Origin of the sequence: Actinosynnema sp. NPDC059335 (genome assembly GCF_042752395.1) — a bacterium.
Taxonomy (GTDB): Bacteria; Actinomycetota; Actinomycetes; order Mycobacteriales; family Pseudonocardiaceae; genus Actinosynnema.
Genome location: NZ_JBHYXZ010000089.1, coordinates 1 through 12,935 on the forward strand (window position 1 = coordinate 1; position 12,935 = coordinate 12,935).

The following is a 12,935-nucleotide window of genomic DNA, read 5'->3' on the forward strand; positions in this document are numbered from 1 at the left end:
ACTACATGGGCCGGTGTCTGGTAGTGTTGTTACCCCGCCCCGCGCCCCCCCGCGCGGGGCGGCCCCCCGGCCCGTGCGGGTCAGGTGGTGCAGGGGTTGCCGCCGGGGTGGGCGGCGGTGCCGTGGAAGTCGGCGCGCGCCTCACCGATCACCACGTCGGCGAGCAGGGTGTCCAGCACCACGGCCCGCTGGGTCACCGCGGTCGACGTGACCTCGGTGCTGTTGAGCCGGAGGGAGCCGATCACCAGCGGGATGGTCAGGGGCGCGGAGCCCACGGTGGTCGGCACGCCGTTGATCTTCAGCGAGGCGATCGAGGAGCTGCCGGTGAACCGCGGTGCCAGGCCCGTGCCGGTCGGCACGCACGTGACCGCCGCGTCGGCCCTGATCACGCCCAGCTCGATGACCACGCCGAGCGTGCTGATGGTGGTGGTGTCCACCTTGGCGTTCGCGGTGGCGTTGTCGCCCGCGGCGGGCGGGGTCGTGGTCGGGTCGTCCGGCGTCCGGTCGGTGGTGGCGGTCAGCGCCTTGGCCTTGACGGTCAGCGCCGCCGCGTTCAGGTCCACCTGCGCGAGCGTCTTGGCGTCGTCCACGCACGGCACGTCCGCCGGGTTGGCGACGACCGGCTCGATGCCGACCAGGTTCAGCGCGCTCGCCCGGCAGGAGAAGACGCCGTCGCGGTCGTCGTCGATGATCGTGCCGACCCCGACCGCGTCGGTGATGGCCGCGCCGCCCGCCGCGGACAGCGCCACCGTGAACGTCTCGTCCGGCTCGTCCACCGTGTCACCGTTGACCGGCACGATCACCGGCTTGGACGTCTCGCCCGGCGCGAAGGTCACCGTGCCGGTGGTGGCCGCGTAGTCCGCCGGGGCGACCGCGGTGCCGTCGGCGGTGGCGAAGGCGACCGTCACCGGGCTCGGGCTCGGCCGGTCCAGGCCGACCGTGAAGGCGGCGGGCGTGGTGCCGGCGTTGCCCTCGGCGACCACCACGTCGTCGATGGACAGGCCGGGCACGTGCACGGTGTTCCGCTCGATGAAGCCGCGGGAGGCGCCGTCGACCAGGAAGTCCACGGTGCAGCGGTAGGTGCCGGCGGGCGCGCCCGGGTCGACGGAGATGCTCTCGGTGAAGCCGGCGACCTCACCGCTGTTCACGGTGCGGCTCGCGGGCGTGAACCCCAAGGTCAGCTGCGGGTCGCAGGACGTGACGGTGGGCGTGACGGTGACCTGCACGGCCCGGATGCCGTCGAGGATGGCCTGCGCCACCTGGTTGGCCGGGACGTTGTTCAGCAGCACGCCGCCGGTCGCGTTCACGATGGCCGTCGCCTGGCCGCCGGTGTCGAGCCCGCCGCCCGCTGGGCCGACGTTGACCGCGATGACGCGGACGTCGGCGGCCCGGAGCGCGGCGATCGCGTCGGCGAGGGTGTGGCCGAGGCTGGGGTCGTGGGAGGGCGCGTCGCCGAACCAGGCCACGATGCGGGTGCCGTCGGGGCGGAACGCGATCGCGCCGCTGCCGATCTCGAACAGGGCGTTGACGGCGGCCTCGGGGTAGTCGCCGCCGCCACCGGCCACCCAGGCGTTGATCCCGTCCTGCACGGCCGCGGTGTCGCCGGTGAGGTTCTGGTTGACCCGGAACGCGAACGCGTCGCCCTGGTCGCGGTACTCCGCGACCGCGAACCGCGCCGTGGGCTGGGCGTCGAGCACCGCGTCGGTGACCGCGCCCGCGTTCGTGCGGACGTCGGTGATGGCGCTGCCCATGCTGCCGGTGGTGTCGGCCAGGAACACCAGGTCGGGGTTGGGCGGGACCGCCGGGGTGGTGACCGACTTGGCCACCGTCGTGCCCGCGCCGGGGCCGAGGGTGACCTCGACGTCGACGGGGTCCACCTGGGCCGCCGCCTGGGGCGCGGCGACGATCGCGACCGTCGTGGCCCACACCACCAGCGCGGAGGTGAGCGCGGCCACGGATCTGCGCGAGGAACGCCGCGCGCTGGAATAGGACATGAATTCTCCGATCGGGATCGTTCGCGTCCACGCCCGCGAACACGGCCCGGTTTTCGGGCCGACCGCCGACCGGCGCGACGCGGAGGACAACCGGATATCCGCGAGCCGCGGCCGATCAACCGGAATGAATTGCCCCCGTCATGGAAACGTAACCCGATCATCGACGCCGCGGCGTTTCCCGCCAAGCCTCCAGCGGTGTGACACGGGAAATCGTGTCACGACACGGCCGGTGTGACCGGTGGTCCCCCCAGGTGACGACGACCGCTCGATTACGGCCACGTCCGGCCCACTCCCGCGCCCGCCGCACCGCGCGGACCCTCAGTCCTCCTCCGGGTACTGGAACACGTCGCCGAGCGGGACGCCGAACACGCGGGCGATGCGGAACGCCATCTCCAGCGAGGGCGAGTAGCGGCCCTGCTCGATGGCGATGACGGTCTGGCGCGTGACGTCGAGGCGCTTGGCCAGTTCGGCCTGCGTCATCTCGTCGTGCGCGAAGCGGAGTGCGCGGATCGAGTTGGTGATCCTGGTCGGCTTGCCCAACTAGAACCCCCGCCGGTAGGCGACCAGCTTGACGGCCGCGCCGAACACCGCCCACGCGGTGAACACGGCGTAGATCGCGTTGGCGATCCAGAAGTGCGGCGCGCCCCACAGCGTCAAGGCGAACGGCAGCACCATGCCCGCGCCCAGCGCGATCCCGGCCACGTGTTCACCGAACCGGTTGATGTCGCGGTCGCGCGCGTCGGGCCGGTGGCGGTCGCCGGGTCGGACCACCGCGAGCACGATCCGCCCGACGACGGACAGCGCGATGGAGACGCCGATGGCCCACAACATCGGGGCGACGTACGCCACCGACGCCATCGACCCGTTCCCCGTCCGGCCTAACACCACCATGACGTACCCGACGTAGGTCACCACGGTGACCGCCAGGTAGAGCCACGTCCCCTTCTCCTCGTACGACATCGCACCCCTCCGCCGTGTAAAGCGAACTTGACATCACGAAGGTAAGCACTGCTTGACACGACGTCAAGTATCTTTGACATGCCCGGCGGCCGCCGCCGCAGCCTTCCGCGCACCCGCGAGGCGGATCCCCCGGCACCGGAATGCACGCGTCCACCGGCGAGTTCGCCGTGACCTCCGTCGCGGCACGGTTGGAGCGCGAGGTGATCGGGTAGCCGAAGGGCACAAGACCAACGACACCAGGAGGGTCACGTGATCGGGTTCATCGTCGCCGGTTTGATCATCGGCGCGCTCGCCCGCCTGATCAAGCCCGGCAAGCAGAACCTCGGCATCGTGGCGACGCTGCTGCTGGGACTGGTCGGCTCGGTCATCGGCGGCACCATCGCCAACCTGCTCGGCACCGGCGACATCTTCGAGCTGAACGTGCTCGGCTTCATCCTCGCCGTGATCGCCTCGGTGCTGCTCATCGGTGTCGCGGAGGCCATCGCCGGCAACCGCCACCGCACCAGCGTCCGATAACCGCCGGACCACGCCGAACGGCCCCGTCACCGGGTGGTGGCGGGGCCGTTCGGCGTGCGGCGGGCGTGATCGGTGGCGTCGGACGAGGTGGTTACCCTTGCCGCCTGTCGTGGGGAGGGGTGCCGCCGGTGCAGGTGTCCGTGCTGACCGCGGGGTCGCGGGGTGACGTCGAGCCGTTCCTGGCCCTGGGCGCACGGCTGCGCGCGGCCGGTCACGGGGTTCGGTTGGTGACGCACCGGGAGTTCGACGGGGTCGTGCGCGCGGCCGGGCTGGACTTCGCCGAGCTGCCCGGCGATCCCAAGGCCACGCTCGCCGGGCCGGAGGGTCGGGCGCTGCTCGCCGCGCGGAACCCGGTCACGCTGGTCCGACGGCTGCGCGAGGTGGTCGGGCCCGAGCTGCGCGGATCCCTGGCGGCGGCCGTGGACGCGTGCCGGGACGCCGACGTCGTCGTGTACTCGACGCTGGTCGCGTTCGGGCCCACCGTCGCCGAGCACCGGGGCGTGCCGGCGGTCGCGGCGCACCTGTCGCCCAACACGCCCACCCGCGCGTTCCCGATGACCGCCCTGCCGACCCCGGTGCCCGCGGCGCTCAACCACGCGACCTGGCGGTTCTCCGAAGCGCTGCTGTGGCGGGCGTTTCGACCCCTGTTGGACGACCAGCGCGCCGGACTCGGCCTGCCGCCCCTGCCCCGCCGCACACCGCCGCCGCGACGCCGGCCGCCACGCCTGTACGGCTTCAGCCCCTCCGTGGTGCCGCCCCCGCCCGACTGGACGTCCGACGACCACGTGACCGGGTACTGGTTCACCGAAGCCGACACCACCCTGCCAACGGACCTGGTCGACTTCCTGGACGCGGGTGAACCTCCCGTGTACCTGGGCTTCGGCAGCATGCCCGACCAGGACCCGGCCGCGGCCGCCGAGCTGCTGCTCACCGCGGCACGCCGGGTCGGCAGGCGAGCCGTGCTGCTGTCCGGCTGGAGCGGCCTGGGCGCCGGAGACGCCGGCGACGACGTGGTGGTCGTCGACGACGTCCCCCACCGCGCGCTGTTCCCCCGCTGCGCCGCCGCCGTCCACCACGGCGGTGCGGGCACGACGGCGGCGGCCGTGCTGGCGGGCGTCCCGTCGGTGGTCGTGCCGTTCTTCGCCGACCAGTTCTTCTGGGGCCGCCGCGTCACGGAGCTGGGCGTCGGCGCGGCCACCCCCGCCCGGGACCGCGTCACGGCCGACGCCCTCACCGAAGCGCTCCGCGCCGCCCTGGGCCGAACCGCGTCGGCACGCGCCCTGGCCACCCGCGTCGCGGCCGAGGACGGTCCGGGCGCGGCGGTCACCGTGCTGGAACGCCTGACCGGTTCCTGAGGGTGCGGGGGAAGCCGTCCCGCCCCGCGACCGGCGAGCCCCGGCCGACGGCGCCCCGACCTGGAGCGGCCGTCCACAGAGGACTCGTCCGGACGGTCAGAGCAGGCCGCGGCGGTAGGCGGCGACCAGTCGGCGCGGCACGGTCAGCCTCCGTCCGTCCAAGGTGGTCACCGGCACCAGGTCCGGTGCGGTGGCCTTCCACCGGGAGCGGCGGTGGCGGGTGTTGCCGCGCGACGTCTTGCGCTTGGGCACGGCCATGTCAGCGGTTCCTCCTGCCGTAGCGGCGGTTGAACTTCTCGACCCGGCCGGCGGTGTCCACCACGCGCTGGTTGCCGGTCCAGAACGGGTGGGAGTCGGAGGTGATGTCGACGGTGATGAGCGGGTAGGTGTTGCCGTCCTCCCAGTCGATCGTGCGGGTCGAGGTGGCGGTGGACCGGGTCAGGAACGCCTTGCCCGTGGCCTGGTCGCGGAAGACCACCGGGTGGTAGTCGGGGTGGATGCCCTGCTTCACAGCTCCTCCATCTCGTCGTGCCGTTCGGCAAACCGGTTCGGCGAACGGCAGTTCGTCGGCCGGCGCCGACTCCTCGTCGGTCACCAGCGCCCGGCGAGCCCGGCCACCGGTACGACCTCGGTCCCTCTGTGCGCTAGCCTAACGGAAACGATTGTCGTTTCCAACTGGAGGTAGCGTGTCCTCACGGCACTGCCAGGTCGCCGGCCGCAAACCCGGCTACGGCAAACAGGTCTCCCACTCCCACCGGCGCACGTCGCGGCACCGGCTGCCCAACACCCAGCGCCGCCGCTTCCGGCTGCCGTCCGAGAACAGGTACGTGGTGTTGACCCTGTCGACCAAGGGCATCAAGACCGTCGACAGGCGCGGCATCGAGGCCGTCGTCGCCGAGCTGCGCCGCCAGGGGGTGAAGGTCTGATGGCGAAGGCCACCGACGTCCGGCCGATCATCAAGATGAGGTCGACCGCGGGCACCGGCTACACCTACGTCACCCGCAAGAACCGCCGCAACGACCCCGACCGCCTCGTGCTGCGCAAGTTCGACCCCGTCGTGCGCCGCCACGTCGACTTCCGCGAGGAGCGGTGATGGCCGAGGAGTCCGAGATCGCCGAGGAGCGGCAGCGGCGGGAGATCGTCCTGCCCGGCGTCACCGAGCCGGGCCGGTGAGCCGGATGCCACGACCGGAACGTGCGCCGAAGCGCCGCGCCAACCTGCTGCACCGGGAGGGCGTCACCCACGTCGACTGGAAGGACGTCGCCCTGCTGCGCAAGTTCATCTCCGACCGCGGCAAGATCCGCTCCCGCCGTGTCACCGGCCTGACCCCGCAACAACAACGCCGGGTCGCCGCCGCCATCAAGAACGCACGCGAGATGGCGCTGCTCCCCTACCCCGCCAAGGGCCGCTGAGCGGGGCGGGCCGCCCCACCATTACGCCGCCGCCTCGACCGCGGGGTGCGGGCGAGGCGGCGGCGCGGGCTTCCCGGGTGAACGGCGACCGCCGGTCGGTCAGCGGCGCAGGCCGGCGCGGACCACCAGCGCGTCGTGGTCGGTGTAGGTGGTCGGCTCGATCTCCAGCACCGGGGCGGCGAGGTCGCCGTAGGCGTGCTGGATGCCGGGAGCCTGGGCGGCCGACGCGTCGGTCAGGGTCCAGTGGCCGGTCGGCGCGCACGAGGCACGGCGGTTGACGTCGCCCGCGAAGATCGTCGGACGGCCGCGCGAGGCCAGGATCGCGGTCAGTTCGGCGCACTGGGTCGCGTTGGCGGTGCCCGGCGCCTCGCCGCCGGTGGACAGGTGGGTGGTGCACACGTCCACCCGGCGGGCGGTCGTCACGCAGAGCCAGCGCCGCTCCTCCACGCCGCTGAAGACGGAGAACGGCGCGTCCTCGGCGGCGCGGATCGCCTCCTTGGTCAGCACGGCGTTGCCGAACACGCCCCGCCCCTCCGGTGACTTGCAGGCCAACGGTGCGCCGCGGTAGATCACGGTGGCGAAGCGGTGGTGGTAGCCGGTGCGGGCGGCGATCTCGGCCACGTCGCCGCTGCACGCCTCGTTCAGGGTGACCGCGTTGACGTCGTTGGCCTCGATGCGGGCGACCACCTCGTCCACGATCTTCGGGTACTCGGTCCCGGCGTAGCAGCCGGCGTAGCCGCTGGCGCAGACGTTCATGTGCAGCAACGAGTACGGCGGGCGCGCGGGCGACCGGGTCTCCGCGGACCCGGCGGCCGCGGCGGCCGGGGACAGCAGGAGGGCGACGAGCAGGCAGCCGAGCAGTGCCGTGAGCGGGCGCGTGGCGGAACGTTGGATCATGGGGCGATTGTGCTCATCGGGTTCCCGAACCCGAAGGTCCGCCGGCAAGTGTTCACCGTCCCGACGCCCTGGTGAACCGCGGCCGGGCGTCGGGTGCACGGCCGGGTCCCGGGCCTCCCCGGCGGGTTCGTCGCGCTACTTGCGGAACAGCCGGTGACCGGGTCGGGCGAGTTCGTTGCCGCTGCCCTCGGTCACCCACCTGAGGGTGGCCGCGTCCTCCGCGTTCTTGCCGAAGTCGTGGTTGCCGGCGATGATCCCGTCGATCGGCCCGAGCACCTCGTCGCACTCCGGATAACCCTTGGCGTACATGGTCCACACCAGCACGGCCGCGAGTCCGGGGTTCGGCTTGTCGCGTTCCGCGGCGCCGGTCTCGACGTCACCCTTCACCTCTTCGCGGTAGATGCTGCCGCAGTCGCCGACCTCCAGGACCCGCTGGCCGGGCGGCACGTTCGCCTTCCGGAACGCCGCCAGCGCGTGCTCGGTGTCGCCCCAGAACCCGACGCCCTCCAGCGGGACGCCGTTCTCGTCCGTCGCGGAGATGTTCGGGGCCAGGTTGCGGTATCCGGGTCCGCGCAGGGTTTCCTTGTTCTTGTCGTAGTCCTTGCTCGTCAGGTCGTAGAGGACCTGCACGCCGGCGTTGGTGAGGGTCTTCGCCTGGCGGGCCAGGCCGCGGGTGGAGCACGGCGCCTCGGCCTTGCGGCACTTGTCCGGGGTCTTGATGTCCAGCCACACCAGCAGCGGTCTCGTGGCCGGGTCGAGCGCGACGATCTCCTCGAACATCCGGGCGACGGCCCGCTCCCTGGTCGAGCCCTTGCAGTCGTGGTCGAAGTACCACGCCGGCCGGTCGCGGCGCTCCCAGTTGGCGCAGATGTCGATCTCCACGCCGTTCGCGCCGGCCGCGACGGCGCGGTGCAGCGCGGCCGGGCTGTTCACCCCGTGCGCGATGGCGTAGACCGGCCTCTTGGCGGCCGTGTCGTCCGCTTCGCCCGCAGGCGCGGTGAGCAGCCCGGAGACGAGCGTGCCGACGACCACGAGCGCGATCCTGCCGAGCATCCTTGACCTCCTGGAGGGAACACCGCGTCGAGGATGGCAGCACGGTCGGGCCGCCCGGCAAGGGTCGGCGGGCAAGGCCACCCGGCCGGGGAGTACGGGCCCGATTCATCCGATCGGGAGCCGAGCACGGCGCCGCGGCGGCCCGCACGGCGGCCTGCGGCCGGTCCCCGCACCGCAGCGGGCCCGCGAGGACAACCTGCGCGAATACCCGCCCGAACCCGGGTGAAACACCCCGGTCGTCACCGCGCCGCCCCGATCCGGTGACCGGGTCGCCGCCCCGGGAGACCCGTGCCACGGTGAAGGGGCAGCGCCGTCGCACGTCCCCCCGCCCGCCGGCCGCGCGTCTTCCCCGGAGCGGCGAAGGCGAAGCCACTCCCGGAAGGGCAGCAGATGACCACTGTGGATGGACGCGCCGACGCCGCCGAGCCCTCCGACCCTCCCCCGCCGATCAACCGCACGCGGCCCGCTCCGGGCGTCCTGGTGCTGGGTGTCGCCGGTCCCGTGCGGACACCGCTGGTCGAGGCCGCCCGGCGGTGCCTGGGCGAGTCGCCCGGCGTGCTGGTCCTCGACCTGTCCCGCGCGACCGCGTGCGACGGCCGGGGAGCCGCGGTGGTGACCGCCGTCCGCGCCGAGGCGCGGGCGCGCGGGGTGCCGGTCGAGCTGGTGATCTCGACCTACGACGTCGCCCGGGCGGTGCACTTCGCCGACCCGGACGCGTTGCTGGGCGCGTGGCCGTCGCTGGAGCCCGTGCTGACCGCCCTCTGCCCGCCCGACCGCGCGGGCCCGGACCGACCAGACCACACGCACGGAGGAATTCGATGACCACCGGCTTCAACCCGCTGGAGCACCGCGGCATCCCCCTGGACCGGCAGGTCCGGAGCTGGCGCGAGCTGAACGTGGACCCGATCGACCCCGACCACAGCGAACCCTACACCCGGTGCCGGATCATCACCATGAACGGCATCGAGGTCGAGGCGCTGCTGTTCAGCCACCAGTTCGCCCGCAACTGCCTCGACATGGACGTCAAACGCCGCCTGGCGGAGGTGCGCTACCTCGAACAACAGCAGCAGAAGGCGGTGAACTGGCTGCTGCCCGGCGTGTCCTCGGCGCTGGAGACCACGATCGCGTACGAGCAGGTCGCCGTCGACCTCACCGCGTGGGTGGCGCGCATGGAGCCCGACCCGTACCTCACGCAGGCGTACCAGTTCGGCGTGCTGGAGGACTTCGACCACCTCTACCGCTACGCCAACCTCTACGAGATGATCCAGCGACGCAAGGCGGAGCGCATCGTGGACGACCTCACCGAGGTCATCCCCGGCCGGCCCACCAAGTACCACCACCGCCACCCGGCGGACAACGTGCGCGAGCCCTACGACCGCTCCACCGCAGCCCCGATCTCCAAGCTGCACGCGTTGACCATCATGTCCGCCGAGCAGCAGACGATGAACTTCTACCTCAACGTCGGGCCGGAGTACATGGAGCCGATCGCGCGGCAGCTCTACCAGGAGATCGCGCTGATCGAGGAAGAGCACGTGACGCACTACGAGTCGCTCGTGGACCCGGGCGAGACGTGGTGGGAGCGGCTGGTCAACCACGAGTACAACGAGTGCTACCTCTACTACTCGTTCATGCAGACCGAGTCCGACCGCCGGATCAAGGCGATCTGGGAGCTGCACCTGAACATGGAGCTGGAGCACCTGCACGCGGCGTGCGACCTGATGCGCGCCTACGACGACCGCGAGCCGGAAGAGGTCCTCGCGCCCGAGCTGCCCGATCCGGTGACGTTCGAGCCGAACAAGGAGTACCTGCGCGAGCTGCTGGACACGCAGATCGACCTGACCACGTTGGGCACCGGTTACGTCCAGGAGGCGCACGAGCGGTTCGAGGCCATGCAGGAGGCGCTGATGGGCGGCGAGGCGCCGCCCAGCGAACGCGTCATCGACCTGCACCGCGAGGACTTCGGCACCGACTACCGGCACTCGACCAACGGTGAGCACCCGGTGGCCTCGCTGCGGCAGCAGCCCACCACGAGCTGACGGAGGCACGATGACCACCACGTCCCGCCCGGAGACCGGACACGACGCCGACGTCGTGGAACTGCTGATCGGGCAGCACATGGAGATACGGGACCTGTTCGGCGAGGTCCAGACGTCCACCGGCGGGCAGCGGGCGGACGCCTTCGCCCGGCTCGTGCGGCTGCTCGCCGTGCACGAGACCGCCGAGGAGATCGTCGTCCACCCGGCGGCGCGGCGCAGCGTCGACGGCGGGGCCGCGATCGTGGAGGACCGGCTCGCCGAGGAGCAGCACGCCAAGGAGCAGTTGGCCCACCTGGAGTCGATCGGCACGGAGGACGCGCGGTTCCTCGACGGGTTGGCCCGGCTGCGCGACGCGGTGCTGCGGCACGCGCACCACGAGGAGGCCTACGAGTTCCGCTACCTGCGCCAGCACCACGACCTCGACCAGCTGCGCCGCATGGCCGAGCGGGTCCGGGCCGCCGAGAGCATGGCGCCGACGCACCCGCACCCGAGCACCCAGTCCGCCACCGCGAACGTGGTGGCGGGGCCGGCCGTCGCCCTGTTCGACCGGGTGAAGGACGCGGTGCGCGGGGCGCTGTCCGACGACGGGAAGTGAATCGGCGCGCCCCGGCTCAGCGCCCGTCGTCGCGCCACCGGTGGACGCCCGCGCCCTGCGCGTAGGACAGGTGACCACCGAGCGCGCCGCCGGCGCTGAGCACCACCAGGCCGGCCAGCCGCCACGCGCGGGCGGCCCGGTCGCCGCACCGGGTCGAGGCGAGGAAGCAGCCGACGGCGAGCAGGTTGCCGACGGCGTGCAGCGCGCCGACCCGCCGCTGGGCGAGGTCGAGGCGGGAGAAGTCCGCCAGGCCCGCGACCGCGGTGGGCGGGGTCGCCGCCAGCCCGATCGCCACCAGCCGCCGTGCGTCGGCGGGCCGGCCGAAGCCGACGTCGAGCACGGCGGCGCACACCCACGCGCCGATCGGCACGGTCACCAGCAGCGGGTGCACGGGGTGGCCGAGCCAGGCGCCGCGCAGGAACCGGTCCGCCCGGCCCCGCCCCAGCGCCTTGCGCACCACCCGCGCGACCGCGCCGGCGGGCGCGTCGAGGGCGTCGACCGACTCGGCCGCGTGCAATGTCCGACGTATGACCATGCGCGTCGAGTACCCGGCGGGGCCACCGCGAACCTCCCGCCGGGGGTGACGCGCCGGATCAGGTCCACGGGCCCCAGCGGGTGTCGTGAGGGCCTGCCGGATCACGCCGGGAACTCTCTGGCGGACGTCGCGGTGGCGCGCCGGATCAGGCTGACGAGCCCCCGGCGGGTGTCGCGGTGAACGCGGCGGCCCCGGCGCGGACCCGGAACGGCTCCAGGTCGGCGCGCTGGCGCGCGGCCCGGTCGATCAGGTGGTCGAAGTCGATGTCGGGCAGGCGCGAACCCAGGCCCGCCAGGTCGCGCAGGGTCGTCCAGAGCTGCTTCTTGCCGTCGATGCCCATGGTGAGGATCTCCAGCTCCTCGAACCGGCTCAACGGCGAGTACGACAGCAGCCGCCCGTTGCGCTTGAGCCGGCCGAGGCGTTCGGCGACGAACGCCGACCCCGTCTTGACCGGGTCCGGTCGCACCCCGACCCGCTTCATGATCACCCGGAACGTCTCGACGTCCTCGGCGATGGCCGTCGCGACCCCGGCCAGCACCTCGCCGAGCTGGGTGCCGCGGTTGTTGCGGTGCGCCCGGCGCGCCAGCTCGCGCCACACCACGCCCATCGCGAGCTGGTCCTTGAGGTAGATGCCCAGGAAGTCGTCCACCACCACGAGGTACCCCCGCGCCGGGTCCTCTACCACCGGGGTTCACCCGTGGTGGTGTCCCGGTCGGCGGGCGCGCCGCGGTGACCACGTCGACCGCGCCCAGGCCGGAAATCCACAGGTCCACGCCGCCCCGGCTCCCCGACCACCACCGCACGCGGGGATCGCGGTGTGGTCGGCGAACGGCACCCGCACGTACTCGGCGTGGCTGCCCTTGAACCCGCCCATCGCGTGCGAGTAGCCGAAGATCCCGCCGGGGTCCGCGCCCCACAGCGCCTGCGTGATGCCCGGGTTGGTGTTGGTGTTGTCGCACAGCGACCACAGGTCGTTCTTGCAGTACCAGCACGAGCGTGCGGGAGGCGAAGTCGCTGATCGAGACCGGGTCGGTGCTGCGCCCGGACACGCCCGGCTCGACCCACCCGGGGCCGGCGGGGCGCGTGGTGCGGATGCTGACCAGGCGGGCGGCCGGGGAGGGCAGGCTGTGAAGGCGCTGTGCCGGGAGGGCGTGAACGACTTGGAGGTCCGGCAGAATGCCACCCGCAGGTCCTCGCGCGACACGTCGCCGGTGGGGCGCGCCGGCAGTTCCGTGCCCTTGTCACCCGCCGCCGGCCGCACGGTGACCTCCACGTCGCCGCGCAGCCGCGCCAGCGGCTCCGGCAGGTCCCGCACCCGCTCCGGCGGGCAGCAGACCGTCACCGCGAGCGAGTGCGCGTCCCGCCCGGCCGCCTTGCGCCCGGCCACGACCCGCCGGCCGATCACCGCCGCCGCGCCCACCGCAGTCAGCACGGCCGCCTTGCCCGATGTCCTCATGCCCATCCCTCCTTCGAACCCGGCGGCTGCCCCGTACCGGGCCGCGCAACCGCCGGCGGGGACGTCGTCACCGGGGGAGCGGCGCGGGCGAGGTCGACGCCGCTGGGCCGAACGGGTGGCCGACAC

Annotated in this window: 18 protein-coding genes; 8 read left to right on the top strand and 10 right to left on the bottom strand. The window is 72.9% G+C overall.

The window, feature by feature from the left end:
• Nucleotides 1-80 precede the first annotated feature (80 nt).
• The 3 genes from ACFXGA_RS25255 to ACFXGA_RS25265 form a co-directional block, all read right to left on the bottom strand.
• Nucleotides 81-1,994, bottom strand: a complete 1,914-nt coding sequence (locus tag ACFXGA_RS25255; RefSeq protein WP_378091739.1) for a Calx-beta domain-containing protein — start codon at nt 1,992-1,994, stop codon at nt 81-83.
• Between the two features lie 318 nt (nt 1,995-2,312).
• Nucleotides 2,313-2,534 (bottom strand): helix-turn-helix transcriptional regulator, encoded by a 222-nt coding sequence (locus ACFXGA_RS25260; protein ID WP_378091741.1) that lies wholly within the window; start codon nt 2,532-2,534, stop codon nt 2,313-2,315.
• Nucleotides 2,535-2,954, bottom strand: coding sequence for a hypothetical protein (locus ACFXGA_RS25265; protein WP_378091743.1), 420 nt, complete (start codon nt 2,952-2,954; stop codon nt 2,535-2,537).
• A gap of 249 nt (nt 2,955-3,203) precedes the next feature.
• Here ACFXGA_RS25265 and ACFXGA_RS25270 point away from each other — a divergent pair, with 249 nt between their 5' ends.
• Together ACFXGA_RS25270 and ACFXGA_RS25275 are read left to right on the top strand one after the other, a co-directional pair.
• Nucleotides 3,204-3,470, top strand: a complete 267-nt coding sequence (locus ACFXGA_RS25270) for a GlsB/YeaQ/YmgE family stress response membrane protein (RefSeq protein WP_378091745.1) — start codon at nt 3,204-3,206, stop codon at nt 3,468-3,470.
• A 128-nt stretch (nt 3,471-3,598) separates the two neighbouring features.
• Complete coding sequence (locus ACFXGA_RS25275; RefSeq protein ID WP_378091747.1) at nt 3,599-4,825, top strand: glycosyltransferase; 1,227 nt, start codon at nt 3,599-3,601, stop codon at nt 4,823-4,825.
• Between the two features lie 96 nt (nt 4,826-4,921).
• Here ACFXGA_RS25275 and rpmF read toward each other — a convergent pair whose 3' ends face one another.
• On the bottom strand, nt 4,922-5,083 hold the full coding sequence (rpmF, locus tag ACFXGA_RS25280; protein ID WP_378091749.1) for a 50S ribosomal protein L32: 162 nt from the start codon (nt 5,081-5,083) through the stop codon (nt 4,922-4,924).
• Nucleotide 5,084: 1 nt separating this feature from the next.
• Nucleotides 5,085-5,336: a type B 50S ribosomal protein L31 gene (locus ACFXGA_RS25285; RefSeq protein WP_378091751.1), complete on the bottom strand. Its 252-nt coding sequence runs from the start codon at nt 5,334-5,336 to the stop codon at nt 5,085-5,087.
• A gap of 175 nt (nt 5,337-5,511) precedes the next feature.
• Here ACFXGA_RS25285 and rpmB point away from each other — a divergent pair, with 175 nt between their 5' ends.
• The 3 genes from rpmB (at nt 5,512) to rpsR (ending at nt 6,237) form a co-directional block, all read left to right on the top strand.
• Nucleotides 5,512-5,751, top strand: coding sequence for a 50S ribosomal protein L28 (gene rpmB, locus ACFXGA_RS25290; RefSeq protein WP_378091753.1), 240 nt, complete (start codon nt 5,512-5,514; stop codon nt 5,749-5,751).
• Entirely contained in the window at nt 5,751-5,918 is a 168-nt protein-coding gene (gene rpmG, locus ACFXGA_RS25295) for a 50S ribosomal protein L33 (protein ID WP_378091755.1), read from the top strand. Before rpmB ends, rpmG begins: the two co-directional genes overlap by 1 nt.
• A gap of 85 nt (nt 5,919-6,003) precedes the next feature.
• Entirely contained in the window at nt 6,004-6,237 is a 234-nt protein-coding gene (gene rpsR / locus ACFXGA_RS25300) for a 30S ribosomal protein S18 (protein WP_378091757.1), read from the top strand.
• 99 nt (nt 6,238-6,336) lie between these two features.
• Here the strand turns inward: rpsR and ACFXGA_RS25305 are convergent, their stop codons facing one another.
• On the bottom strand, nt 6,337-7,134 hold the full coding sequence (locus tag ACFXGA_RS25305; RefSeq protein WP_378091759.1) for an endonuclease/exonuclease/phosphatase family protein: 798 nt from the start codon (nt 7,132-7,134) through the stop codon (nt 6,337-6,339).
• 135 nt (nt 7,135-7,269) lie between these two features.
• On the bottom strand, nt 7,270-8,187 hold the full coding sequence (locus tag ACFXGA_RS25310; protein ID WP_378091761.1) for a hypothetical protein: 918 nt from the start codon (nt 8,185-8,187) through the stop codon (nt 7,270-7,272).
• Between the two features lie 390 nt (nt 8,188-8,577).
• Here ACFXGA_RS25310 and ACFXGA_RS25315 point away from each other — a divergent pair, with 390 nt between their 5' ends.
• Genes ACFXGA_RS25315 through ACFXGA_RS25325 form a run of 3 tightly spaced genes read left to right on the top strand, consistent with a single transcriptional unit; the run spans nt 8,578 to nt 10,818 of the window.
• Entirely contained in the window at nt 8,578-9,009 is a 432-nt protein-coding gene (locus tag ACFXGA_RS25315) for a hypothetical protein (RefSeq protein ID WP_378091763.1), read from the top strand.
• Entirely contained in the window at nt 9,006-10,223 is a 1,218-nt protein-coding gene (locus ACFXGA_RS25320) for a hypothetical protein (RefSeq protein ID WP_378091765.1), read from the top strand. Before ACFXGA_RS25315 ends, ACFXGA_RS25320 begins: the two co-directional genes overlap by 4 nt.
• A 10-nt stretch (nt 10,224-10,233) precedes the next feature.
• Nucleotides 10,234-10,818 (top strand): hemerythrin domain-containing protein, encoded by a 585-nt coding sequence (locus ACFXGA_RS25325; protein WP_378091767.1) that lies wholly within the window; start codon nt 10,234-10,236, stop codon nt 10,816-10,818.
• Nucleotides 10,819-10,834: 16 nt separating this feature from the next.
• On the opposite strand, the gene ACFXGA_RS25330 is transcribed toward ACFXGA_RS25325, so the two are convergent.
• From ACFXGA_RS25330 to ACFXGA_RS25340, 3 genes are all read right to left on the bottom strand, one after another.
• Nucleotides 10,835-11,353 carry a DUF2231 domain-containing protein gene (locus ACFXGA_RS25330; protein WP_378091769.1) on the bottom strand — a complete coding sequence of 173 codons (519 nt, stop codon included), beginning with the start codon at nt 11,351-11,353 and terminating at the stop codon, nt 10,835-10,837.
• A 145-nt stretch (nt 11,354-11,498) separates the two neighbouring features.
• The gene (locus ACFXGA_RS25335; protein ID WP_378091771.1) at nt 11,499-12,038 is read right to left on the bottom strand and encodes a hypothetical protein; all 540 of its coding nucleotides are present in this window, start codon (nt 12,036-12,038) and stop codon (nt 11,499-11,501) included.
• Between the two features lie 6 nt (nt 12,039-12,044).
• The gene (locus tag ACFXGA_RS25340; protein WP_378091773.1) at nt 12,045-12,809 is read right to left on the bottom strand and encodes a hypothetical protein; all 765 of its coding nucleotides are present in this window, start codon (nt 12,807-12,809) and stop codon (nt 12,045-12,047) included.
• Between the last annotated feature and the right edge of the window lie 126 nt (nt 12,810-12,935).